Annotated in this window: 17 protein-coding genes; 4 read left to right on the top strand and 13 right to left on the bottom strand. The window is 28.4% G+C overall.

All coding sequences use genetic code 11. The features are described 5' to 3' along the window. Window positions 1-32: 32 nt before the first annotated feature. The 5 genes from BRSU_RS08665 to BRSU_RS08685 form a co-directional block, all read right to left on the bottom strand. Window positions 33-1,430, bottom strand: a complete 1,398-nt coding sequence (locus BRSU_RS08665; protein WP_048594941.1) for a PDC sensor domain-containing protein — start codon at window positions 1,428-1,430, stop codon at window positions 33-35. Window positions 1,431-1,452: 22 nt separating this feature from the next. After that, entirely contained in the window at window positions 1,453-3,402 is a 1,950-nt protein-coding gene (locus BRSU_RS08670) for a methyl-accepting chemotaxis protein (protein ID WP_048594942.1), read from the bottom strand. 186 nt (window positions 3,403-3,588) lie between these two features. Next, complete coding sequence (locus tag BRSU_RS08675) at window positions 3,589-5,541, bottom strand: methyl-accepting chemotaxis protein (protein ID WP_048594943.1); 1,953 nt, start codon at window positions 5,539-5,541, stop codon at window positions 3,589-3,591. A gap of 257 nt (window positions 5,542-5,798) precedes the next feature. Further along, complete coding sequence (locus tag BRSU_RS08680) at window positions 5,799-7,754, bottom strand: methyl-accepting chemotaxis protein (RefSeq protein ID WP_048594944.1); 1,956 nt, start codon at window positions 7,752-7,754, stop codon at window positions 5,799-5,801. Window positions 7,755-8,071: 317 nt separating this feature from the next. Further along, window positions 8,072-9,475, bottom strand: coding sequence for an MATE family efflux transporter (locus BRSU_RS08685; RefSeq protein WP_048594945.1), 1,404 nt, complete (start codon window positions 9,473-9,475; stop codon window positions 8,072-8,074). Between the two features lie 138 nt (window positions 9,476-9,613). On the opposite strand from BRSU_RS08685, the gene BRSU_RS08690 reads away from it, so the two are divergent. Continuing rightward, window positions 9,614-11,134: a bifunctional metallophosphatase/5'-nucleotidase gene (locus BRSU_RS08690; RefSeq protein ID WP_048594946.1), complete on the top strand. Its 1,521-nt coding sequence runs from the start codon at window positions 9,614-9,616 to the stop codon at window positions 11,132-11,134. Window positions 11,135-11,195: 61 nt separating this feature from the next. On the opposite strand, the gene BRSU_RS08695 is transcribed toward BRSU_RS08690, so the two are convergent. The 6 genes from BRSU_RS08695 to BRSU_RS08720 form a co-directional block, all read right to left on the bottom strand. Continuing rightward, window positions 11,196-11,627: a rhodanese-like domain-containing protein gene (locus tag BRSU_RS08695; protein WP_048594947.1), complete on the bottom strand. Its 432-nt coding sequence runs from the start codon at window positions 11,625-11,627 to the stop codon at window positions 11,196-11,198. 191 nt (window positions 11,628-11,818) lie between these two features. After that, window positions 11,819-13,834 (bottom strand): AAA family ATPase, encoded by a 2,016-nt coding sequence (locus BRSU_RS08700; protein WP_048594948.1) that lies wholly within the window; start codon window positions 13,832-13,834, stop codon window positions 11,819-11,821. A gap of 20 nt (window positions 13,835-13,854) precedes the next feature. Continuing rightward, on the bottom strand, window positions 13,855-14,358 hold the full coding sequence (locus tag BRSU_RS08705; RefSeq protein WP_048594949.1) for a helix-turn-helix transcriptional regulator: 504 nt from the start codon (window positions 14,356-14,358) through the stop codon (window positions 13,855-13,857). Window positions 14,359-14,618: 260 nt separating this feature from the next. Further along, on the bottom strand, window positions 14,619-18,923 hold the full coding sequence (locus tag BRSU_RS08710; RefSeq protein ID WP_048594950.1) for an acyl-CoA dehydratase activase: 4,305 nt from the start codon (window positions 18,921-18,923) through the stop codon (window positions 14,619-14,621). Window positions 18,924-18,953: 30 nt separating this feature from the next. Next, complete coding sequence (locus BRSU_RS08715) at window positions 18,954-19,304, bottom strand: aspartate 1-decarboxylase (protein WP_048594951.1); 351 nt, start codon at window positions 19,302-19,304, stop codon at window positions 18,954-18,956. A 147-nt stretch (window positions 19,305-19,451) separates the two neighbouring features. Beyond that, the gene (locus tag BRSU_RS08720) at window positions 19,452-20,276 is read right to left on the bottom strand and encodes a DUF2262 domain-containing protein (protein ID WP_048594952.1); all 825 of its coding nucleotides are present in this window, start codon (window positions 20,274-20,276) and stop codon (window positions 19,452-19,454) included. Between the two features lie 140 nt (window positions 20,277-20,416). On the opposite strand from BRSU_RS08720, the gene yedE reads away from it, so the two are divergent. Together yedE and BRSU_RS08730 are read left to right on the top strand one after the other, a co-directional pair. Further along, entirely contained in the window at window positions 20,417-21,502 is a 1,086-nt protein-coding gene (gene yedE / locus BRSU_RS08725) for a YedE family putative selenium transporter (RefSeq protein WP_048594953.1), read from the top strand. A gap of 275 nt (window positions 21,503-21,777) precedes the next feature. Next, window positions 21,778-22,011, top strand: a complete 234-nt coding sequence (locus BRSU_RS08730) for a sulfurtransferase TusA family protein (RefSeq protein WP_014488491.1) — start codon at window positions 21,778-21,780, stop codon at window positions 22,009-22,011. 738 nt (window positions 22,012-22,749) lie between these two features. On the opposite strand, the gene gatA is transcribed toward BRSU_RS08730, so the two are convergent. Next, the gene (gatA, locus tag BRSU_RS08735) at window positions 22,750-24,198 is read right to left on the bottom strand and encodes an Asp-tRNA(Asn)/Glu-tRNA(Gln) amidotransferase subunit GatA (protein ID WP_048594954.1); all 1,449 of its coding nucleotides are present in this window, start codon (window positions 24,196-24,198) and stop codon (window positions 22,750-22,752) included. A gap of 170 nt (window positions 24,199-24,368) precedes the next feature. Beyond that, a complete protein-coding gene (locus tag BRSU_RS08740) occupies window positions 24,369-25,265 on the bottom strand; it encodes a hypothetical protein (RefSeq protein ID WP_048594955.1) in 897 nt (298 codons plus the stop codon). 236 nt (window positions 25,266-25,501) lie between these two features. Between BRSU_RS08740 and rpsF the strand changes: the two genes are divergently transcribed. Further along, entirely contained in the window at window positions 25,502-25,852 is a 351-nt protein-coding gene (gene rpsF / locus BRSU_RS08745) for a 30S ribosomal protein S6 (RefSeq protein ID WP_014488495.1), read from the top strand. Window positions 25,853-25,858: the final 6 nt, after the last annotated feature.

A 25,858-nucleotide genomic window follows, 5' to 3' on the forward strand; every position in this document is an offset into this window, starting at 1 on the left:
ACTATAAAATTTAATATAATATGTTTATACATTTATTCTTTTAGTTTAAAATATTTTATTATTTTTTGCAATTCTCTTGATTCTTCCAAAAGAGATTTCAAATTTTCATTTACATTATTTATAAGCTTAAAATTATGATTTTGTTCTATTTCATTGTTATTGCAGCAATCATTAATTTGATCTACAACTTCAGATATATTATTTGAATCTTCAGAAATTTTATTAGCACTACCTTTTACAGCAGTAATCAAATCATTTAAATATACAACCGTATTATTAATTTCTCTGCTCATATCTCCCATTTCATCATTCATTTTTAAATAGTTTTCAGAAACACTCCAAGATATATCACCTTCTTTTATTTTTGTAATATTATCATTTAAATTATTCATTACTAATAATACTCTTTTATTAATAATAAACGGAACAATAATAAATATCAAAATAATTATTATTGCCACTATAATCCAGGTCATTATTATAATTTCATAATGATTAAAAAAATGTGCCTTACTATCAACAGCTAATTCTATTCCCCAATATAGATCATCAAAAATGTGTAGAGATGTATAAAAATTAAAATATTTACTCGAATTTTTCTTATTAAAAGATTCTTTCCAAATAGTATTATTAGAATATATAGTATTTTCTAAATCGCTGCTTTCATATACTTCTGATAAATTAGTAATATTTTCTCCTATACTATATATGTCTGTAGTACAGTACATAATATCACCTTTTTCATTAAATAGAGATATTGTGAATCCGTTTGTATCTTCATAAAATATTATATTATCTAAAGATATTTTCAATGATGATACAGCAAACATATTACCATCTTTAGAAAATATTGGTATTGAATATGTATACATAGGCATATATTTTCCTTGTATAGGATAGTAGTTTAATGTTGTAATATAAGGCTTTTTAGTTTCTACAATTGTATCAAAATAACTATACTGCAAATCTGATTCTTCCATATTGATTCTGTTTATACTATTTCCATCCTTAACAAAATATATTCCTAATCTACCTTCAATATCTTTATACAGAGGAGCATTAATATACATATTATCATTATCAATTGCATTAGTAAAAAAGATTAAAGATACAGAAACAGCATTAGTACTCATTTCATTTGCCATACTATTCATTAAATATTCATATGTATTTCTTTGTCTTACATTATAATTATATAAATTTTCTACAGAATATTTTAAATTATTAAGATAATTTAATTCCAAATTAATAATACTTTCTATTTCATATACTTCTTTTTCAGCCATCTGAGATATTATAAACAATGTCATTTGTTCTGTCATTTTATATGTATATATTGTATTTATAATACCAAATACTAATATTATTGTTATAACAGGTATTAAAATAAATAAACTTATTTTGATATTTAAACTTACTTTATTGTTCATAATATACAATCTTTTTTCTTAATTACTGCAATTTAAAATATTCAATGACATCTATAAGTTCATTAGCCTCATTAAGTAATGCTTGAGAAGCCGCTGTAGCCTCTTCTACCAAAGCAGCATTTTTCTGTACAGAAGAATCCATATTTGTAATAGCAGAATCAACTTGCTCTATTCCCTTTTGCTGTTCCTGAGAAGCTACATTTATTCTATCCATTATATTAGAAGCACTATCCATTTTTATAGATATATCTTCAAATATTTCTTTAGATTCTCTTACACTTTCAGAAGCCAAATTTGTTTTTTCATTACTATCAGCTATTAAAGCTGTAATACTTTTTACTGACTCTTGGGTATTCTGGGCTAAATTTCTTACTTCGCTGGCTACTACAGCAAATCCGCGTCCTTGTTCTCCAGCACGTGCCGCCTCTACTGACGCATTAAGAGCAAGTATATTAGTTTGAAAAGCTATTCCTTCTATAAGTTTAGTGATATCCATTATTTTAGCACTTGCTTCATATACATCATTCATTTTATTAACACTGTCCTCTACTATAGCCCCAGCTTTATTCAAAGATTCTTTAGCATCTGATACCATAGAAGTGCTCTGGGCAACACTCTCAGCTGATTCTTTTATAGCACTAGCCATTTCATTCATAGATGCTGCTGTTTCCTCCAAACTTGAAGCCTGAGACTCTGTTCTTTGAGCTAAATCATTATTACCTTCCAAAACCTGATTTGCTTCAGTAGAAACTTTTTCAGCAGCACTTTTTACCGTTCTAACAACTTTATTTAAATTATTAACTATATTATCTAAACTTTTAGCTATATCTCCCCACTCATCATTCATAGCAAGGAATTCTTTAGATATTCTAAATGATATATCTCCTTTAGAAATTTTCTGCATATCTTTAGATAAAGAAATTATTACATTCACAACTTTACTTCTAATTATAATTGGAATCATTATAGATGCTATAATAATAATAATAAAAGATATAATTATCATAACATTTCTTATAATATCACTTTCTTTGAAAATATCTTTACTTGAAGCCATTATTTCAAGTATCCAATATTGTCCATCTGACACCTCTAAAGGAACAAAATAATACGTTGCATCTCCTTTATAATAAGATGTATAATTTTCAAATGATACTGTACCACCGCTTGATACTTTCTCAAATACACTATAATCTTTGTAATGAGAATATAAATCATATATATTTTTACCTAAATTTTCTGTTTCTCCAGCATCATATAATACATTACCATAATGATCATATAATAATCCCTCTGAATTTACAAAAGGTTGTATATTTTTCATAGTAGGATTTAATGTTTCTATTTTTATATCAGCAGTTATAACACCTATAGGCTTATTTTGATACATTATAGGTATTGCCCAAGTATACATTTTTACTATATCATTGTTTCCAAGATCAAAGTCATATATACCAGATAAATACTCCCTAGCCTTTGATATAGGCTCTTTATAATAATCAGCATTTATATCACTAGCAGATAAAGCTCTTTCCTCAATATTATTTGCAGATGTTCTTGATATATAATAAGTTTGCTGCCCTTTTGTTAAAGGATAAATATTGCTATATGCCGCATCATTACCAACTATATTAGGTTCAAAAGCCAACATAACTCCGACTACAGTTTCAGGCAGAATGCTAAAAAAATTCTTAACTACAGCCTCATAAGAATTTCTATCTGTAATGCCAGAATTGTACATATTTTCTATTGTATATTTCAAACCAGTTATTTGATAAAGATCTTCTTTAACTACAGCAGTTAATTTATTTCCCTCTCCTTTAGCTACTTCCTCTAATATTTTATATGATAATTTACTGCTTGCATTTTGTACATAAATAATATTTACTATATTTGATATTGCTATCATTATTAATAATGGTATTAATATAATTAAACTAATCTTCACTTGAAGACTTACTCTTTTAAACATAAATAAACCTCTATAAAAATTAATTTTTTTTATTCACAAAATATAAAAAATATAATTTATCAACAATAATATTGACATAGTTAAACCAACTTCTATTAGGATTAAATAATCCCAATATTTTTATGCAAATATTATACATAATTTAGATATATATTTCAATTATAAATAATTTTTTTATAAGTTAAATTAATTTTTTAATTTAAAATACTCTATAGCCTTGATTAAATCTTTAGCCTCACTAAGTAGAGATTCGGAAGCAGAAGTAGCCTCAGATACTAAAGCTGCATTTTTTTGTACAGATGAATCCATATTATCAATAGCAGTATTAACTTGATCAATACCTTTTTCCTGCTCTTGTGATGCTGTATTAATCTTATCCATTATATTAGAAACATTATCCATCTTTTCTAATATTTCATTGAATATAGTTTGTGATTCTTGTACGCTGTTTGCTGCTAATTTTATCTTATCATTACTGTCTGTTATCAAAGAAGTAATGTTTTTTACTGATTCCTGAGTATTTTGAGCCAAATTTCTTACTTCGCTGGCTACCACAGCAAAACCTCTTCCCTGATCTCCAGCACGCGCTGCCTCTACTGAAGCATTAAGGGCAAGTATATTAGTTTGAAAAGCTATTCCTTCTATAAGTTTAGTAATATCCATTATTTTAGCACTTGATTCATAAACAGCATCCATTTTATTAACACTATCTTCTATTATTAGACCTGCTTTATTTACACATTCTTTAACATCCATTACCATAGATGTACTTTGTGATACGCCTTCTGCTGATTCTTTTATAGCACTAGCCATTTCATTCATAGACGCTGCTGTTTCTTCCAAACTAGAGGCTTGTGTTTCTGTCCTTTGAGATAAGTCATTATTTCCTATTAAAACCTCATTTGCAGCATTTGAAACTTGTTCTGCAGAATTTTTTACAATGGAAACTACATTTCCTAAATTTTTTAAAGTATTTTCTAATCCTCTTGCAATATCCCCCCATTCATCATTCAATTTTAAAAATCCATCTGAAATATGGAAAGATATATCTCCATTGGATATCCTAGTAATATCTCTTGCTGTATATCCTATTATTTTTGTTACTTTTTTCTTTATTATTAAAGGAACTATTATAGAACTTATTACAACTATTAATGCTGATATTATAAACATTATATTTCTTATAATATTAGAATCTTTTAATATAACATCATTAGGAGCAGTTATTTTCAATCCCCAATATTTTCCTTTAGATATTTCTACAGGAGTAAATGAGTATGTATAAAATTTTTTTAATGTTCCGCTAAAATTTTCAAATAATAAATTTTCGCCTCGTATTATTTTATTAAATACATCATGCTCTTTATAGTATGGATATATTTCATCAAGTGTTTTAGATATATAAGCAGCTTTATCACTATCATAAGCTATAGTTCCAACATTATCAAACAGCGTAATTGTTGATCCATCAAATGGATTTATTTTAGACAATAAATCATTAATGTAATTTACATTCACTTCCAAACATATTACTCCTATGACTCTATTTGATGTTTTTATTGGTACAGCCCAAGTATAGAATAAATCTTTATCATTGACAGGTGATTTATATACATCAGATATATATGTTTCTCCTGTGCTTAAAGTTTTTTTATATGTATCATTTTGAAAAATCTTTGTATCAAAATGTGAACTTCGAATTTTAGAGTTATCGTCTCTTGATAAATAATAATTAAAACGTCCATTTGCAGGACCATATTTTTCTGAATTTGTATAATCTGAATCATTGCCTATTGTATTAGGTTCAAATATTATAAGCAAACTATTAACTTTTTTAGGAAGTTCATCAAAAAAACTATATAAAAGTCTTTCATAAAATGCTCTGCTTAAAGTACCATCATTGTATAATCCTCTTATAACTCTTTCTAACCCAACAAGAGAATATAAATCTTCTTCCATATATGATAATAATTTAGCCGCTTCTCCTTTTGAACTTTCCTCTAATACCCTATAAGATAATTTTTTACTAGCTGATTTTACATAAGCGATATTTACCGCATTTGAAATAATAAGCATAATCAATAATGGTATCAATATAGCTAAACTAATTTTTATTTGAAGACTAAATTTCTTAACCATAAATTACACCTATAAATTTTTTTTACAAAATATATTATACATTTTTTATTTGCAATTTCAATAATAAAAAAAAATTATTTATCATTGTTCAAATTAAAAATATAGTTTACTGTATTTGAAGTTAAGATATTAAAATATTTTATACTATTAATTACAAAAAATTGATTTATAAACCAAATATAGAAATATGATTTTATCTTCATTTCAGTTCATTATTTATATAAAATTAATAATGAACTGGAAATCATATATTTTAATTAATCTTTTAAATTAAAATATGATATAGCTTTTAATAAATCATTAGCTTCACTTAATAAAGACTCTGATGCTGAAGTGGCTTCTGATACCAAAGCAGCATTTTTCTGTACAGAAGCATCCATATTACTGATTGCAATATTAACCTGATCTATTCCCTTCTCCTGTTCCTGAGCGGCAATATTGATTCTATCCATTATAGAAGAAGCTCTATCCATTTTTTCTAATATTTCATTGAATATACTTTGTGATTCTTGTACGCTGTTTGCTGCTAATTTTATTTTATCATTACTATCTGTAATTAACGAAGTAATGCTCTTTACAGACTCCTGAGTATTTTGAGCAAGATTTCTTACTTCACTGGCTACTACAGCAAACCCCCTTCCTTGATCTCCGGCACGTGCTGCCTCTACTGAAGCATTAAGTGCAAGTATATTAGTTTGAAAAGCTATTCCTTCTATAAGTTTAGTAATATCCATTATTTTAGAGCTAGATTCATAAACGTCATTCATTTTATTTACACTATCTTCTATTATCGTTCCAGCTTTATTCAAAGATTCCTTAGCATCTGATACCATAGAAGTGCTCTGGGCAACACTCTCAGCAGATTCCTTTATAGCACTAGCCATCTCATTCATAGATGCTGCTGTTTCTTCCAAACTAGAAGCTTGTGTTTCTGTTCTTTGGGATAAGTCATTATTTCCTATCAAAACTTCATTTGCTGCTGTAGAAACCTGCTCTGCCGAATGCTTTACTGTGTTTATTACATTATTAAAATTACTCATAGCTTTACCCCAGCCTCTTGCTATATCTCCCCATTCATCAGTTCTTTTTTCAAATCCTTTAGGTATTTCTATAGTTAAATCTCCGGTAGACATGGCAACTATATCTTTGGCTAAAAGTATTATTATATTTGACACTTTTTTCTTAATTATTATAGGTGTAATAATCAAAGAAACAATTAATATAAAAACTAATATTAATATCATTGTATTTCTAATATATCTTGTTTCTGCCTGTATAACTCTGCTTGGAGTAAGAATTTCTATACCCCAATTATATCCGTCAAGCATATTTATAGGAGATACAACATAAGTACCAACTTCATTAAACACTGTTGTAAAATGCTCAAAATTTAAAGATTCTCCAGAATGCACTTTTTCTATTATTCCTAAAGTCTTATACCATTCATAAACTTCATACCCATTTTTTCCTATACCATCAGATCTACCAGCATTATATACCAAATTACCTGCAGTATCAAAAAGTATTACTTTACTTTCTGCATAAGGTTTTATTTTTTCTATAGATTTGCCAAGACTTTGAGGTGTTACATCAGCAACAACAACTCCTATATTTTTTCCACTATTATCAAAAATAGGTACAGACCAAGTATATATATCAATATTATTTCCAGCTATATTATATGAATATAAAGGGGTTATATATGGTTTTAATGTAGTCTTAGCATTAACAAAATAATCAGCATTTAATTCAGAAGCAGCAAATTTCTGCTGTATTACATTACCATTATTTTTAGAAAGATATACTCCAAATTGTCCTTTTATATCCCTATAAAATTCATTATTAGTATAATCCGCATCATTATCTATCAAATCTTTATTAAATAGAAACCCCATAGCAATAATACTTGCTTCATCTTTTTTAACACAATTACTTACTACATTTAAGTAAGTATTTCTATCTCTTATACCTATATTATATAAATCTTCCAATGAAGATGCCAATTCATTTAAATAATTAAGTTCTATTTTTAATATATTTTGACCTCTGTAAGATTCTGCTTCCACTGATTTTTTAAGATAACTTAAAGATTTTGCTCTGTTAGCATTATTAACAAGAATTATATTTACAAGACTAGAGACTATAATCATAGCAAAAAAAATTGAAAGTATAAGCAAACTAATTCTAAATTGCAAACCAAATTTCTTAAACATAAAAATCTCCTAACAATTATTTAATATGTTTATATCAACTGAAATAATGATTACTGCACAATTATAATACTTTAATGATATTAAATATATTAACCCTAATTTATTAAAAGGCTACCATGAAAATAAAAAAAGTCAATATAATTAATTTAATTTATCATGAATAATTGTTAAATAAAAAATATTATTAATTTTAATTATTAATTTTTTAAATCACAAATGGACAGCTAATAACTAACAAATAAAAATGAAAAAATTGAATATATAGCAACAATTATATGTTCTAAACAAGATTTTTTATATACAAATAAAGTTATAAGCTATTTTGCATCGAGTTTGTCACTAGCAGTAGTAAGCAATTTTTTAAAAGAAATAGTAAATAATGTTACTGTTGTACAAACCGCCAAAAAATCAGCTATAGGCTCTGCTAAAAGCACTGCCATTACTTTATTCTCCATAAATATAGGCAATATAAATATAAGCGGTATCAATAATATTACCTTTCTTAATATGGCTAGGAATGCGGATATTTTAGCGTTCCCTAAAGCAACAAATGTTTGCTGACATGCAGTTTGTGCCCCAAATATTAATGAAGCTGCCATGTATATTTTTAAAGCCCAAATAGCATAATCTATTAATTCTTCATTGCTTGTAAATATTCTAACAAAAACATAAGGAAAAAATTCTGATATAAACCACATTAAAAAAGAAAAAGAAAGACAGCTTATTAAAAGTATCTTAAAAGCAGATTTTACCCTATTTAAATTATTTGCTCCATAATTATAACTTATAATAGGCTGAGCTCCTTGTGTGAGTCCCATTATAGGAAGAAAAGAAAACTGCATAATACTGCTTAATATTGTCATAGCACCAACAGCCAAATCACCGCCGTATTTCAAAAGTGAAGTGTTGAAAGATACAAATAAAATACTTTCTGTAAACTGCATTATAAATGGAGAAAATCCTAAAGCTAAGCATGGAAGTATTATATTAGGAGATATTTTTAAATTTTTTAATTTTAATTTTAATACAGTTCTTTTTGACGTCATAAAAGAAAGTATCCATAAGCATGATATAGCCTGAGATATAATGGTGGCAAGTGCCGCACCTCTAACATCCATATTAAATACAAATATAAATATAGGGTCTAATATTATATTAGTAATTGCTCCTATTAAAACAGTAAACATACTTGTTTTTGCCTTTCCCTGAGCAGTGATAAAAGCATTGAGTCCTAAAGCTAATTGAACAAATATAGTACCCATAGAATATATTCTTAAATATCTTAATGCATATATGATAGTATTTTCACTCGCACCGAAAACCATAAGAAGAGGTTTTGAAAATAATAATAATATTATAGTTAAAGTTACTGAAATAATTATTAATGTCATAGTACAGTTGCCTACTATCTCTTCTGCTTTATCATAATCCTGCTTTCCCATCATGATAGAAGCACGTGGAGAACCTCCCATACTGATAAGATATGCAAATGCAGACACAGCCATTATAACAGGCATTGTAACACCTACCCCTGTTAAAGCCTTTGCACCAATATCAGGAATATGTCCTATATACATTCTATCTACAACATTATATAGTACATTTATTATTTGTGCCGCTATTGCAGGAAGTGCCAACTGAAAAAGCAATTTTACTACAGGCTTATTTCCAAGCTCATTTGATTTTAAATTATTATTATCTAATACTGCTTCATTACTCATAATTATCTCATCTATTATTTTTTAATATACTTTACATTTTATATATCATAAACCTATTTATATTTTAGTCAAACTTTAAATTATTGACTTTAAAAGTTAATGTTATATCATTAAATTATTATATGTTAGGATGTTGAAATGAAAAACTTATATATATTATTAATTGTTTCTATTTTAATTTTATCATGTTCTAATAAAGCTAATGATCAAAAAGTATTTACAATAGTTCATATGAATGATACGCATTCAAAAGATAAAGAATTTATTACTGTTTCAAAAGAAGATGGAACTACAAACAGATACGGCGGTGCTGCCAGAAGAAAAACTTTTATTGATAATGTAAGAAAAGAAAATGAAAATGTTATAGTAATGCATGCAGGAGATACTATCACAGGAAGCGTATTTTCTATTGTTTATCAGGGTATGGATGAAACCGAACTTATGAATGATATGGGTATTGATGTATCAACACTTGGTAATCATGAATTTGATTTCGGAATAGAACAATTAAATAATATTATGAGCAATAGAAATTTCCCTACAATAGCATGCAATGTCAAAGTAAAAGCCACAGGTGAAAACTATGTTCCACCATATATAATAACAAATATTAAAGGCGTACATGTTGCTATAATAGGAGTTTTGCAAAGTGAAAAAATGAATATAATTCAGGGACTTGATTATATAGATATAGAAGAAGAGATATCATCTTTAAAAAATCTTTTAAAAGAAATACCATTAAATACCACAAATGATATAACAATTTTACTAAGTCATGCCGGATTCGACACTGACAAAAGAATAGCACAGGAAATACCAAATACTTTTAATATAATAGTAGGAGGACATACTCATACTCTATTAAAGAATCCTGTTATTATAGGAAAAACAACAATAGTTCAGGCAGGACAATACGGAGAGTATATAGGTACTATTGATGTAATATTCAAAAACGGTAAATATGCTTATCCTGAATATACACTCACTAGATTAGATGAAAATATAAAAGAAGATGAAACTATATTGGCAAAAATAGAAGAAATGCAGCTTGAAGTAGATAAAGAGTTTAATGTTGAAATAGCAAGACTTCCTTATGAATTAACTGATGAAAATGTTAGAAATAAATCCACTGCTTTAGGAAATTTCGTTTCTGATATAGTAGCTTCATCTCAAGATGGTATTGATATAGCATTAATAAATTCAGGTTCTTTAAGAGGACAGCTTCCAAGCGGAAAAGTAACATTGGGAAATATGTATGAGTTTTTCCCATTCGATAATTTAATAATACTTACAACTTTAAAAGGAAAAGATTTAAAAAATATATTAGAATTATCTGCTTCAAGAAAAGGAGAAGGTGCATTTTTACAAGTTTCAAAAGACTGCATTATTAATTTTGACAGCAATGGAAAACTTTTAGAATCATCTATCAAAGGAAGAACTATAAATGACAATGAAAAATATGTTGTTGCTGTTGCTGATTATATATTTAATGGAGGCGAAAAATATATTGATGAAAGTGGAAAGCCTTTATTTCAGTACGGAGAAAATACTATACATACAGGGCTTGATATAAGAGATTTAATAATAAAAACTTTGAAAGAATATCAAAATGTTCCTGAAAATGCTATTGAGAATACAGAACGTATAATATTTAAATGATTTTTTATATAAAAAAAGGGGCTGTAATAAACAGTCCCCATTTTTTAGTTTTAATTAATAGTTACTTTTTTAAAGCAGCATTTAATTCAGTATATCCTGCATCTTTAAGATAATTTACATTTTTAAATCCGTTATCAAGTAAATACTGAACTGTTTTTCCTGAACGTCCGCCGCTCTTACAATAGAAGAAATATTTTTTAGTTTTATCTAATGATAATATTTTTTTGCTGTAGCCTTTAGCTCTATAATCAATATTCATAGCACCTTTTATAGTTCCTGTTTCTTTAATTTCCTGAGGAGTTCTGACATCAACTAATATTATATTAGGATCAGCTTTCCATGATGATATAAAATCATTAAGAACTAGGCCGTTTTTATTAACAACTTTTACACTGTCAAGTTCGTACACAGCCTCATTAGTTTTTGCTGTTTGTGCATTACATACGATTGTTGTTAATAATAATGCGATAACAATAAAAAGATTTCTTTTCATAAGTATTACCCCTGTATAGTATTTATAATATTAGACGAATACAACATATAAAAGTTCCTTAAAATATAATTTTTTATTATTTTTTTAAGGAAAAATTTAATATTTTTGTATTTTTCATAGTTATTCAATGATTTAATAATAAAAAAAGGGCTGTAATGAACAGTCCCTTTATATTATAGCATCATTTTTTATTAATCTATTTCTCTAATAACCTTAAAGAAATTATCAATAGTTGATTGAGATATAAGTTTTTTTTCGTAATAGTCTATTATATTATTTTTGAACAAAGCAGAATCTAGAGCATCTTTATTATCTTTATCTATTTTATGAATTTGTTTATCATTATCATCGAATAAATCTTCTATTGTAATAAAATTAGAACTTATATCTTCAAGCTGAGTTATTCTTAAATTTGTTCCTTCTGCTAACTCTGTAAATTGATCTGCTGAGATATCGCTGTCAATTAATAGAATTGGTTTAGCAGAAAGCTTACATAATGAATCTATTATATCATTTTTCTTTCTTTCATCATTAGGTCTTCCAACGCCATTAATAGGCATGAATGCTGTATTTATTTCTCTATTTTCTATATGCTCCATTAATAATTTAAAAGCTGTAAGATAATTATAATCTGTAATACCCTCAACATATACTATTTTGGTATCCCTCATAATATCTATATGCTTAACTCCGAATGCATTGATAATTTTTTCTAATGTATCCACTTTACCGTAAGTAGCTGAGAAGTCATTTTCTATTTTTACGCCTATTCCATCTTGTTTTGGTTCTACTATTTTTAATTCATCTAAATAATGAATATCTGCAAAATAAGGAATTTGAGTAGATGTGATTATAGTAACACCATTATCTTTAGCAAACTCTTTTAAAAATTTTCTTAGCTCCTTTATTAAAGGAACTGATAAATGCTGTTCAGGCTCATCAATTATTATTATATCTCCTTTCTTTAATTCATTAGGATTTATTGTATTAAAAAATAAGCTGAAAAACCAATTGAATCCTTCTGATTCATTTTCTAAATTTGTAATACCATTTTTAGTTTCAAAGTATATTTTTATAAAGTATTCATCTAATGCTATTTTAAATTTATATTCATTATTTGATTTATATAATTCATTGAATTTTTTTGATACAGTGTTGTCGAAAAGTTTATTTATTTCATTTTCTGTCTGTTTTGCAAAAGCAACATCGGATAATATATTAGTATAGTTTTTTATTAAATTATTATACATCTCCATATTATCTGCGGCTTTGAATAATGAACGTAAAAAATGCGACTGAGTTATAATATTTCTAGTTTTATCATGATAATGTCCATTACTAGCATAACATCCTACAGTAAGTTCGCTGTTTTTTATATTTTCTCTATGAACATATATATTTATATTTACAGACTCGATTTCTGCTAAAATTTCTAATAAGTATTTTACATCATTTTTGTTAATCTGATTTTCATCAATATTGAATTCACGATATCCAGTATTTTTATTTTGTTCATATGATTCATCATCAAGCAAACTTATTAATAATTTTAATTTATCTATATTTTCATTTTCTTTGTATTTAGAAATTATATCCATTATTTTTGATACAGTATAATTTAATATATCTTCATAAGCATATTCTGTCTTTGATTTATTATCATATTTATAATTATATTCATAAACAAAGTATATACTACTGCCGTATTTTGAACTAACATTATTTGTAGAATTATATATATAATCCAGTATTTTTAATAAATAATTTTTACTTAAAATAATATCTGCATTGATTTTATTTTCTTCTAATTCCCATACAAGCTTATCTTTATATTCATCTTTTTCGCTATATCCAGTTTTTTTTATCCTAATAGTTTTACATTTACCTTTATATACAAGTCCACTGTCTGCTTCAATAAATATTTCTAACTCTGGCTTACAGCCTATAAAACCATCTATTTTAGGATTATCTTTTCTGCCGTTTATGCCGCCTTTAAATGATTTTTCTATTGCTGATAGTATATTACTTTTACCAGTGCCGTTTGCTCCTATTATGCTTATTAATGCCCCTTGCTCTATATCACCATTAAGATATAATCTGCCGTATTTTACTTCATCTTCTTTCTTTTCTGAATTATATTCTGCCTCCTTACTTACAATTACAGGATTAATGTTTCTGAAGTTTTTAATTGTTAAATATCTTTTCATAAGTTTTTCCCTAAATTTTATTACTTATCTTTATTTGATAATCTCATTCTAAAACCTTGAGATTTATATAAACTCATAAGAGGAGATATAAACTCATAATCTTCCTCAGATAATTTTTTATCCGGATCAGTAGAAAGTTTTTTGCATTTCATCAAATAATCTAATATAGGATCAAAAAAATTATCCTCTGTAAGCATATATATAAAATCCTCTTTTGTTTTATTTTCCGTCTTTAATAATGATTTTATCTTCATCCTTTTACCCTCCTCAGTATTATTTGTATTGCTGTTCTCAACAATATTATTCATTATATAATAAATAACATTATTATTTCCTATATTTTTACTGTTTTGTATATAATCAAAGAGATTTAATATTTTTGTGTCTATCGTACTTCTGTTGCCTTCTTCGTACATATCTATATATTTATATAAAGTAGGCCTTGATATTTTAAGATATTCTGCCAGATCAGATATTCTCAAATCTAAATCTCTTATTTTTTCTCTTAATAATTTGTTTTCCATTTTTATTTTTCTCTTTTATTTAATTAAAAATTAATATTCCATAGACATAATACAATTTTTCTGATAACTAAAATATAGTGTTCTTATAAAATCAATAATATATCTATAATATAAACTATTTACACAAAATGTCAATTATTAATTTACAAATAATGTAAAATATAAATTTACAAAAAGTGTAAATAACAAAAAGGTTCGCAAGAAGCATAAAACTAATTGCAAACCTTTTATATTTATTATTTTTTATTAATCACTAAAAATTATTTAGCATATTCTCCGATAGACTCTTTAACATAATTGATATTTGCTGCAGTATTCATACTATCTTTAGCAGAACGAACGAAGAACTCTAAACGATTTACAGTATTAACTTCGCTTGCTCCTGCATCCATATCTAAATAAAGAAGATTCAATTCAGGATATCTAGTTTTAAGTCTAGTTTCAATACCTCTAGCTATGATGTGATTAGCAATACAACCGAAAGGCTGAAGACAAAGTACATTGTTTACGCCCTCTTCAGCGAAAGTTGCTATTTCACCAGGTAAAAGCCAAGCCTCTCCAAACTGATTAGTCATAGCAGTAACTTTAGCAGCATTTTCAGCTATTTGTCTTATATGATGTGCAGGTCTAAATCCTTTGAATTTAGACATCATCTGATTTATAGAATCTATTCTCATATCAATAACTTTTTCGGATATTTTAGAACCGTAATATCCTAAGAATGATACATCTCTAGCATTAGTTTCTTTATTAACCTGTTCGCTTATAACTTTCTGTACAAAGAAATCAAATACAGGAGGAACTATAACCTCAACGCCTTTAGCCATAAGCCAATCGCAAACATCGCCATTAGCAAAGTTATTATATTTTACATAAATCTCACCTACTAATCCAGCTTTAGGAAGCATTAAATTATCATTAGTTTCAATAGCATTAAATTCTGCTATAGCCTGTTTTAATAATTTATCAGTAGGTTTAAGAGCGAAATCTTTAGGGTGTAATGCTATATATTTATTAGCAAGTGCCAAAGACTCACCTTTTTTAACCTCTCTAGCAGCACAGTAATAATACATTGTAGATATAGCATCAGCATAAGGCATAGCTATAATACCCTCTTTCATCAAGTCCATTTTTGAAAGCTCGAATCCAGGCTGATCATTTATAACTGTTAATCCAACTGTAACAACAGGAACATCAGGATAACCTGCATTTATTAATCCTCTTTTTATAAGAGAAGCATAATTACTAGCTCTGCATTGTCCGCCTGTTTGAGTAATGCCTGCAGCTATATTTTTAGGATCATATTTTCCGCTTTGAACTGCTCTTATAATATCACCTATTACTATTGTTGCAGGATAACATATATCTTGGTTTGCATATCTTAATCCTAATTCTACAGATTCAACATCAGGTTCAGGAAGTGGAATTGTATCATATCCGCTTCTTTGAAGTAAAGTTAAAATCATAGGATCATAGAAATGTCCGAATTTAGGTACAAGTATTGCACGTCTGTCATTTTTCTCATATCTTTTAATGATAGTTCTATTAGACTCTTCACTTGGTGCAAAGTCGCCTTTCATCTTCATACTTTCTATCATAGAACGTATTCTAAGTCTTATACTTCCAGGACTTGATATCTCATCTACTTTTACCAAAGTAGGACTCTTTCCATAAGCATTAAGTATAGATTTTATTTCATCTGAAGTAGTAGCATCAGGACCGCATCCGAAACTATTAATCTGAACTACTTCAAGCTTCATATCTTTTTGTTTGCAAGCCCATAAAGCAGCTTTAAACATTTTATTAGGGTAAGACCACTGAGTTAATACTTGAACATCAGCAAGAGATTCATCTATATCCAAACCATCTTCAGTAATAACATTAATACCAAATGAAGCAATAGTTTCAGGTATCTTATGATTGATTAATGGGTCAATATGATAAGGTCTGCTTACTATAAGTATAGTAGGAGTTTGAGTTTCTTTGGCATGTTCTATTATTTTTTTGCCTTCTGCTCTCAATTCCTCTTTAATTCTTACCTGCTCTTTTAAAGCCATTTTGAAAGCTCTGTCGAAATCTTTTTTATTTATTCCGAGAACTTTAACGAAATAAGCCTTACAGCCTTTATATAATAAATCTTCATTCAAGAAAGAAATTGTCGGAGCATCAAAAGGAATTCCATATTTAGTTAATGGACTTATAGAACTGTCTATTACATCAGGATATCCTGTAACTACCGGACAGTTATAACTATTAACACTTCCGTCATCTTCAGCTTTTTCTAATACTACAGATGGATAGAATATTCTGTCAACTTTAGACTCTATCAAATCATATATATGTCCATTAGCTATTTTAGCAGGGAAACATATATTGTCGCTCATAACAGTACCAGAACCTTTTTCAGCTATAGCCATGCTTGATGGTGAAGATAATTGTACTCTGTATCCGCATTCAACAAGTATAGTAGCCCAGAATGGGAAGTTTTGATACATATTAAGCACGCGAGGTATACCAATAGTACCTTTTATTTCATCTGAAGCAGGTGCTAAAGGTCTGTCGAATAATAAAGAAAGTTTTTTCTGAGTGATATCCATTCCGTAATTTCTTTCTTTATTTCCTTTATTAGTGAATATTCTTTCGCATTTATTGCCTGTGTAGAATGATTTATTATCTTTGAATTTTAATCTAGTAACAGTACAAAGGTTTTCGCAGCCTTTACAAGTAAGCTGTTTTCTTTCATAATCATTAGCTTCCTGTAAATTATCCAAACCTATAAATGTAGTATCTTCTTCTTTAGTATTGTATGTATCTAAAGCGAGTAATGCACAACCATAAGCTCCCATAAGTTCGGATATATCAGGACGAATAACTTTTTTATCTAAAAACTTTTCTACAGAACGAAGAACTGCAGCATTTTTGAAAGTACCGCCCTGAACAACTATATGATCGCCCAAAATAGAAGTATCAGTAATTTTTAATACTTTAGTAAAACAGTTTAAAGTAACACTCTTAGCAAGTCCTGCAGAAATATCAGCAACTGAAGAACCTTCTCTCAAAGACTGTTTTACTTTACTATTCATAAACACTGTACAGCGGCTTCCCAAATCGCAAGGTCTTGCAGATTCGCATGCAATATTAGCAAAGTCAGCAACTTTATAACCCATACCGCGTGCAAATGTTTCTATAAACGAACCGCATCCTGAAGAACAAGCCTCATTAATTTCAATATTTTCTATAATACCGTCTTTAATGAATATAGCTTTCATATCTTGTCCGCCTATATCAAGTATAAAGCTAACATCTTTATCGAAAGCCTTAGCACCTCTGTAATGTGCCATAGTTTCAACGATACCCTCGTCCATATTGAAAGCAGCTTTTATTAAATCTTCTCCGTAACCTGTAACTGCTGTTCTTGCTATATTGATTTTTATATTTTTCTCATCTAATTCTTTTTTAATCTCTGTAAGTCCTTCAGTAACAGCACCAACAGGATTACCATTATTATTTCTATAATGTCTTAATACTACTTGTCCGTCCTCATCAATAATAACGATTTTTGTAGTAGTAGAACCGGAGTCTATACCTAAGAATGTATTTTTACCATTAACAGTTGATACATCAGCAGATCTTACTTTATCTTTGCTATGCTCATCTGTCCATTCTTTGTATTCTTCCTGACTTGTAAATAAAGCTTCTCTTGTTTTTGAATTAGTGATTTTTACTTCTGCTGAAATATTTTCTACTAATTTATACAATTCAGAAACTTTTATTGTAGTTTGTTCTTCTTTTTCACCGAAAGCTGCACCTATTGCTGCAGTTAATTCAGGGTGATCAACTGTATACATATCGTCTTCCGAAGCATTAAGAAGAGCCAAGAATGTTTTTCTTAATTCAGGAAGGAATGTTAAAGGTCCGCCTGTAAATAATATTTTAGGCTTAATCTCGAAACCTTTAGCCAAAGTATTAACTGTTTGAACAGCAACAGCTTGGAATATACTTTTAGCAATATCAGCTTTAGGTATATCACGGCTTATAAGAGTTTGAACATCTGTTTTAGCAAATACTCCGCATCTGCTTGCCATAGGATATATAGAAGTAGATTTTTCAGCTAATACAGAAAGTTCTGAAGGCTGAACATTAAGAAGCGTAGCCATTTGATCTATGAATGCTCCTGTACCGCCTGCACAGTTACCATTCATTCTTATATCTGCTTTAAAGTTATCATCAAATACTATGATTTTAGCATCTTCTCCTCCTATATCTATCAAAGTTCTTCCATAAGGATAAATCTTTCTGATAGCTGTTGAAGAAGCGATTACCTCTTGAATAAAACTAATGCCTGTTTTCTCACAGACACCCATTCCTGCTGTACCTGTCATAGCAAGAGAAAGTTTTAAATCTCCATGCATAGCTTGTAAATTATCAAGTATAGACAATAATGTATCCTTTACATCAGCATTATGTCTGACATAAGTTTTGAATATCATATTGTCATTATCATATACAACCATCTTTGCGGTAGTTGAACCAATGTCAATACCTGCTTTGAAAATTTTTTCCATAATATCTCTCCTAAAAGTAAAACTATTTATTTATTCCAGTATCATATTGTACATATTAACAAATATTATTTTAGTTTTATGATTCTTTATATTTTCCTCCGGTATATGTCCGTAGGAAAGAACTATTATAGTATCATCTTTTTTAGCGTAGTGAACATTGTCGCCATTGATGCCTATAATACCAGTACCCCTTATTCCTTTAACAACTTCAGTTTCAAAGCGAATATCATTACTCAAATTAATAACAGATACCCTCTCCCCGTCCATTATATCCGATTTATCGAGCAAAGCTTCATCTATTGTTATTGAATCTCTAAAATTTAAATCTGTCCTTGTAACCGTAAGTCTATTTATCTTGGATTTTATGACACTTCTCATCATATATTAAAATCCATATAGTCTATTTTTTTACAAATATTTTACTTATTATATTAGAAAATGTCAATATTACAAATTTAAATATTTATTAATAATAGTTATTACATACGACAAGTATTTTTATAATAACAAAACATATTATACATATAATCAAAAAGGACTTATAAAAGCATTAAATAAATTTCCGCTCAAGTTTCCCTCTACAATTATATCCATTTTGAAAACATTTTTATTTCCTAATCTATAATTAACATAATCATCTTTTTCATGAACTATAATCTCTACAAAATCCATCTTGCTCATAAACTGTTTAATAAAAATTTCTTCATCAATAGTATTTCCTCCATTCTTAGAAGAAATATTATTACCCTCTCTTATAATTTTTCTTGCAGAATAATCTTTTACTTTTTTATCAAATTCTTCTTTGTTTAAAAATACATCTCTTAAAAATGAAACAGCCTTATTTTTATCGCTTTCATTAGAATCATCAAAGGCAGCAAGAATTTTTTTATTATTAACCCATTCAATATCTTTATCAAAAGAACCTACCATTCTATTATATAAGAAGCTTCCAAGAACTTCATCATTATAATAAATAGGAGTTAAATATTCTTTAAGCATTTTATTTAAATCTTCATCTTTATAATTATTATCTATAATATCTGCAAGCAAAAACTCGGCAAGCTCTTCACCCTGCTCTTTTTCGTATCTGACTTTTAATTTGACAATCGATTCTCTTTTTATTATCTTCTTATAATAATCTAATTCCTTTTCATAGATTTTCATTCTTACAACTATTTTTTTATTCTTTTCTATGTATCCTGTTTCAATATCCTTATATGCAATACACATAATAAGAACATTAATTTTATCATCATCTTCAGTTTTTGCCCCAAAAAAATCAGGAGAACCTATTATAAAAGCAACATCTTTATATTCTTCTGAAAACTCACTTTCTTTTTGCAAATAAAACATAATTAAAATCCATAATTGTATTATAAAATAATGATTTATTTTAAAACAAATAACAATTATTGTCAAAAAAAAATATACCATATTGATAATAAATATTTTTTATTATAAAATTACGCAAAAATATATTAAAGGAGTTGAAAATGAATAAAAACATTTTCACGAGCTCTATAGGAGTTATAATAGCTGGTGCTATTATAGGTGCTATAGCTGCTTGGCTCTCTGTAATGGGCAATCCTGCTAATATGGGTATATGTATTGCATGCTTTACCCGAGATTTAGCCGGAGCTGTCGGATTGCATAGAGCGGCTGCTGTACAATATATAAGGCCTGAATTAATAGGGCTTGTTATAGGTGCATCAGTTTCAGCAATACTCTCTAAAGAATTCGTTCCTAAGGGAGGAAGTTCGCCTATTATAAGATTCTGTTTGGGCTTCTTTGCTATGATCGGTGCTTTAGTTTTTCTAGGATGTCCTTGGAGAACTTTGCTTAGAGTAGCAGGCGGAGATATTAACGGAATATTTGGTTTAATAGGCATAATTATAGGCGGAGGAATCGGAGTTTTCTTTTGGAAACAAAATTTCTCTTTAGGTCAGCCAAAAGCTTATAAAAATAAGTTAGTAGGTTTCTTGCCTTTAGTTATATCAATAATGCTTTTGATTTTATTATTGAAACAAACTAAATTCTCTGAAGGCGGACCAATATTTTTCTCTGAATCAGGACCTGGAAGCATGAAAGCTCCTGTAATTGTGGGTTTAATAGCTTCAATAGTTATAGGCTTCATAGCTCAAAAATCAAGATTCTGTACTGTAGGCGGACTTAGAGACGGAATATTTATGAAAGATTTCCATATGACTAAAGGTGTTATAGCTTTTATAGTTGCTGCTTTTATAGTAAACATAATAACTAACAGATTTAGTTTTTCTATGGAAAATCAGCCAATAGCCCATACAAATATTTTATGGAATACTGTATCAATGATTCTTACAGGTTTAGCATTTACTTTAGGTACAGGATGCCCTGGAAGACAAATGATACAATCTGCGGAAGGTAATATGGACAGTTTTATATTCGTTATAGGTATGTTAGTTGGTGCTGGATTTGCTCATAACTTTAATTTAGCAAGTTCAACTTCAGGCCCTACTACTTATGGAATGGGAGCTGTTATTTTAGGTTTGGTATTTTGTATAATAATTGGTTTTACAATGAAAGAAAATACCGCTAATTGATATATTTCTTGTACAGCCGTGTGCTGCCGTAATATAAAGGGAAATATACCGCAACAAATTTTTGGAAGTAATATAATGAACTTTGCCTCTGCTTTGTATTCTTAAAACTTAATGAAGTTATGATAATACAAGGCAGAGGCAGAGATTCATAAAAAATTTAGATAAAAAATATAATGCTTATTATAATAATAAGAATTTTTCTAAATAAAACTTCCACAATTTTCAAAAAAACACTACAAATTACTCATTTTTTAATTAATCAAAAGGAAATTGCTATGCCGGATACTATAAAAGTAGATACTAGAGGAATGTCATGTTCTCAAGCCTCTTTTCAGGCTAAATGTGCCGCTATTAATAATACAGAATTAAATACTATTATAGAAGTTTTGGTAAGCGGACATTCAAGCTGTGAAAGCGTTATAAGAGGATGTAAAAAATACGGTTATGAAGGTACTTTCAAAAATATAGAAAATGAAGATATACTTGTAACCTTAACAAAAGTAAAGTAATATTTTAATTATAAATTATATATACCTAAACAAATATATTTTATAAATTTTATTGTTTGTGGGGCTTTGCCCACCATGAAGCGTACCCCAACTTCTTTTGTTGCCACAAAGAAGCAAAAAGGCTACATTTGGGTTTTAATTTAACAAATTATCTTACATGTAATACGATTTTAATATTATTTAGTACTAATTTTTTACACTTGCACTTTCACAAAGCGTATCAGAGTTTATCAAGGATATAGGTTCTTTGACGAAGTCCGCCTGTAGTGTGCGGCGGGAAAAAGTTGAATAAAAAAATTGACAAAGTGAAAAATTTTAGTATATACCTAAACAACTATATTTTATCAAAATAATTTTTTAAATTTAAAATATTTGCAGGGCTTTGCCCACCACTCTGTGTGCTTCGCAAGCACCCCACTTCTTTTGCGACGAAGGAAGTGCCTGTGGTATTGCCACAAAGAAGCTTATATCCTTGACAGGCTCGGATACGCTTTGCGAAAGGCTATATTTTATCTTAAATTTAATAAATTATCTTACATGTAAGACAATCTTAGTATGATTTTGTACTAATTTTATACTTGCACTTTTTGGTTCTTTTTGCGGCGGGAAAAAGAACAACATAAAAATTGACAAACTTAAGAATTTTTAGTATATACAAAAAATAGAACTTAAAAAATAATCGTATTAAATAAAAAAGGAGGCATTAAAGCCCCCTTTGTATTAAAAATGAAATTTCAATTATTTATTAGCTAATTCATGAGCATAAGCCATTCTAAACATATCAACTTCATTAAACTGTTTAGTAATGAATTGAATACCTATAGGCATATTATTTTTATCTGCTCCGCAAGGTATGCTCATAGCAGGAAGTCCTACCAAGTTAATATTAGAAACATAACTATCAGCCAAGAAACTTAAAGCACTGTCAGTTTGATCTCTTGTACCTAAAAGACCTGCAGTTACAGGAGAAGTAGGAGAAACAATAACATCAACATTTTTGAATGCATTATCGAAGTCCATTTGCATTAACTTTCTTACTTTTAATGCATGCTGATAATGGCTGTAGAAGAATCTTTTACCAGTCATTAAAGTACCGAATAATATTCTAGCTCTAGTTTCAAAAGCAAGTCCTACACTTCTTGAAGTATAGTAATATTCATCTAAATTGAAATCGCCTTTAGGGTGATATCCGTATCTTATACCGTCATATCTTCCCATATTAGAAGCTACTTCAACATCCATAACTGCTGTATAAACTCTTGAGCCATATTTTGCATTAGGTAAGCTAATCTCAACGATTTCAGCACCTTGATCTTTTAATTTGCCTATAGCATCCATAACATTTTCTTTAACATCATGAGATATTAAATCTGTGTCATAATACTCTTTAGCAAGTCCTATTTTCATTCCTTTAATATTACCGTCTAAAGCAGCAACATAATCAGGAACAGGTATATTTAAAGTAGTGGATTCTTTAGGATCGAAACCAGCTATAATTTTAGTCATTAAAGCAGCATCTTTAACATCTTTAGTTAATGGGCCAACTTGGTCTAAACTACTTGCCATAGCAATACATCCTAATCTAGGAACTCTTCCATAAGTAGGCTTAACACCAACTATGCCACAGAAAGAAGCTGGCTGTCTTATAGAACCGCCTGTATCACTTCCCAAAGCACCGAAAGCAAAATTAGCAGCAACCGCAGCAGCAGAACCGCCTGAAGAACCTCCAGGAACATGAGCTCTGTTTTTAGGGTTTCTAGTAACTCCATAGTTAGAAGTTTCTGTAGTACCTCCCATAGCAAACTCGTCCATATTAGTTCTGCCTATAATAATAGCACCATTATCTATTAATCTCTGAACTGTTGGAGCTGTATAAGGAGCTTTATAGCCTTCAAGCATTTTTGAAGAGGCTGTCATCAAATGATCTTTATAACATAAATTATCTTTGATAGCCAAAGGAACTCCAAGTAAAGGCAAATCTTCACCATTATTGATTCTTTCCTGTGCTTTTTTAGCCTGTTCTAATGCTTCTTCTTTGAAAATTTCAAGATATGCATATATTTTATCATCTCTTTTATTGTCTTCTTCTATTTTTTTAATAATAGAATCAACTAATGTAGGAGCATCTATTTCTTTATTTTTTAATTTTTCTCTTATTTGAATTATAGTCAATTCATTTAACTCCATAGTAAAAAACCTCTCATATTAAATAGAAATATAATAAAAGTTATTAATTTGAAAGATTATATCATAAATATATGTTTTTTGCAAAAAATAAATATATTTTTTAGACTATAATATAAAAAAATAGAGAGCCTGCAAGATACAGACTCTCTATTTATTAAAATCAATTATAATTACTGAGCATTATCAGTAGCTTGAGTATTATTCTCATCTGCATTTTCATCTTTAGGAGGATTAATTTCAGGTGGTATTCCTACAGGAACATCCGCAAAATCAAAATAATTTTCATAATATGATTTTTGGAATCTGTTAGCTATAGGCTGCATTCTAAAATTATCTACATAAGAAGCTACAAAGTTGATATTTTTACCGCCATAAGTAGCATAATAAACAGCTAAAGAAGTATTAGCAGCTTTATTGAAATAGTTACCATATCTCATAGAAGTAAAATCATCAAAAGTAGAATATCTGCTATTATGGAATCCGCCGTATTTCATATGGAATCCGCCTAAAGTTCTGCTAAATAAACCTCTAGACATTACATAACCAGGATGAGCATATTCATTACCCTCATTTCTTGATTTATATTGTTCTAAAGTATAATCACCTTCATAAACAGCACTTACAGCAAATAATTTATCCTCATGAAAGAAGAATTTATAAGCCCATTTAGTTTGTTTTCCAGCTAAAGTAGCATCATCATTAATATTATCAGCTCTAACTGTCATACATTTAAATTCATTAGTAACTATGAAGTTAAAGTATAAAATACCAGAATCTCTTGTGAAAAGCTCTGAAACATCATTAGTAGTGAATTTAACATTTATCCACTCCATAGTAGTAGGATTATACCATACTAAATCAGGATCTGGATATTTACTAACATAAAATGTACCGCTTATAGGTTCAGCAGCAGCTGAAGAGAAATTAGAAGCCATTAATATCTCATTAACTTCATCTGGAGTAATTCCATAAGGAACCATATCATGGAACATATATGGAATTGTTTCATAAGCAAAAGCAGAGATACTTACAGCTACAAACAAAAACATAACTAGTAATTTTTTCATTTTGTTCTCCAAGATTTTTATTATTCATTATTATACTATTATTGAATAATAAAATCAAATGCATTATGTTTACTTATAGATATTTTTTATGCTTTTAATAAACATAACTTAATAATAGAGTTATATATATTGACTTTTTGTAAAAAATAATTTATTATACTTTGATTAAAAATACATACTTCGCTTCTATGATAAGATAAAAATTCAGAGAAGCTTTGTCCAAGGAGTTAAAAACAATGAGAGAATATGAAATATTATTCGTAACAGAAATCAATGACGCTGTGCATCAAACTGCAAAAGATCATGTAAAAACTATTCTTCAAAACTATCATGCTGAAATATTTAATGAAGCTGATTACGGCATTCATAATTTAAGCTACCCTATTCGTAAAGTAAATCAGGGTAAATTTTACTATTATCATTTTAGATGCGATGGAAACAGCTTAGCAAGCATTGAAAAAGAATTACGTTATGAACTTAGCATATTAAGATTTATAATAGTTCGTTTAGATGAAATAATTCAGAAAAATAAAAAAGAAAACAATAAAGAAAATGTTAATAATGAAGAAGCTTCTAAAGAGGCTTAAGCAGGT

This window comes from Brachyspira suanatina (genome assembly GCF_001049755.1).
GTDB classification, from domain to species: Bacteria; Spirochaetota; Brachyspiria; order Brachyspirales; family Brachyspiraceae; genus Brachyspira; species Brachyspira suanatina.

Bases quoted from the DNA above. Each gene is read 5' to 3' on its own strand.
- BRSU_RS08665 (WP_048594941.1), bottom strand. From the start codon at position 1,430: ATGAACAATAAAGTAAGTTTAAATATCAAAATAAGTTTATTTATTTTA.
- BRSU_RS08670 (WP_048594942.1), bottom strand. From the start codon at position 3,402: ATGTTTAAAAGAGTAAGTCTTCAAGTGAAGATTAGTTTAATTATATTA.
- BRSU_RS08675 (WP_048594943.1), bottom strand. From the start codon at position 5,541: ATGGTTAAGAAATTTAGTCTTCAAATAAAAATTAGTTTAGCTATATTG.
- BRSU_RS08680 (WP_048594944.1), bottom strand. From the start codon at position 7,754: ATGTTTAAGAAATTTGGTTTGCAATTTAGAATTAGTTTGCTTATACTT.
- BRSU_RS08685 (WP_048594945.1), bottom strand. From the start codon at position 9,475: ATGAGTAATGAAGCAGTATTAGATAATAATAATTTAAAATCAAATGAG.
- BRSU_RS08690 (WP_048594946.1), top strand. From the start codon at position 9,614: ATGAAAAACTTATATATATTATTAATTGTTTCTATTTTAATTTTATCA.
- BRSU_RS08695 (WP_048594947.1), bottom strand. From the start codon at position 11,627: ATGAAAAGAAATCTTTTTATTGTTATCGCATTATTATTAACAACAATC.
- BRSU_RS08700 (WP_048594948.1), bottom strand. From the start codon at position 13,834: ATGAAAAGATATTTAACAATTAAAAACTTCAGAAACATTAATCCTGTA.
- BRSU_RS08705 (WP_048594949.1), bottom strand. From the start codon at position 14,358: ATGGAAAACAAATTATTAAGAGAAAAAATAAGAGATTTAGATTTGAGA.
- BRSU_RS08710 (WP_048594950.1), bottom strand. From the start codon at position 18,923: ATGGAAAAAATTTTCAAAGCAGGTATTGACATTGGTTCAACTACCGCA.
- BRSU_RS08715 (WP_048594951.1), bottom strand. From the start codon at position 19,304: ATGATGAGAAGTGTCATAAAATCCAAGATAAATAGACTTACGGTTACA.
- BRSU_RS08720 (WP_048594952.1), bottom strand. From the start codon at position 20,276: ATGTTTTATTTGCAAAAAGAAAGTGAGTTTTCAGAAGAATATAAAGAT.
- yedE (WP_048594953.1), top strand. From the start codon at position 20,417: ATGAATAAAAACATTTTCACGAGCTCTATAGGAGTTATAATAGCTGGT.
- BRSU_RS08730 (WP_014488491.1), top strand. From the start codon at position 21,778: ATGCCGGATACTATAAAAGTAGATACTAGAGGAATGTCATGTTCTCAA.
- gatA (WP_048594954.1), bottom strand. From the start codon at position 24,198: ATGGAGTTAAATGAATTGACTATAATTCAAATAAGAGAAAAATTAAAA.
- BRSU_RS08740 (WP_048594955.1), bottom strand. From the start codon at position 25,265: ATGAAAAAATTACTAGTTATGTTTTTGTTTGTAGCTGTAAGTATCTCT.
- rpsF (WP_014488495.1), top strand. From the start codon at position 25,502: ATGAGAGAATATGAAATATTATTCGTAACAGAAATCAATGACGCTGTG.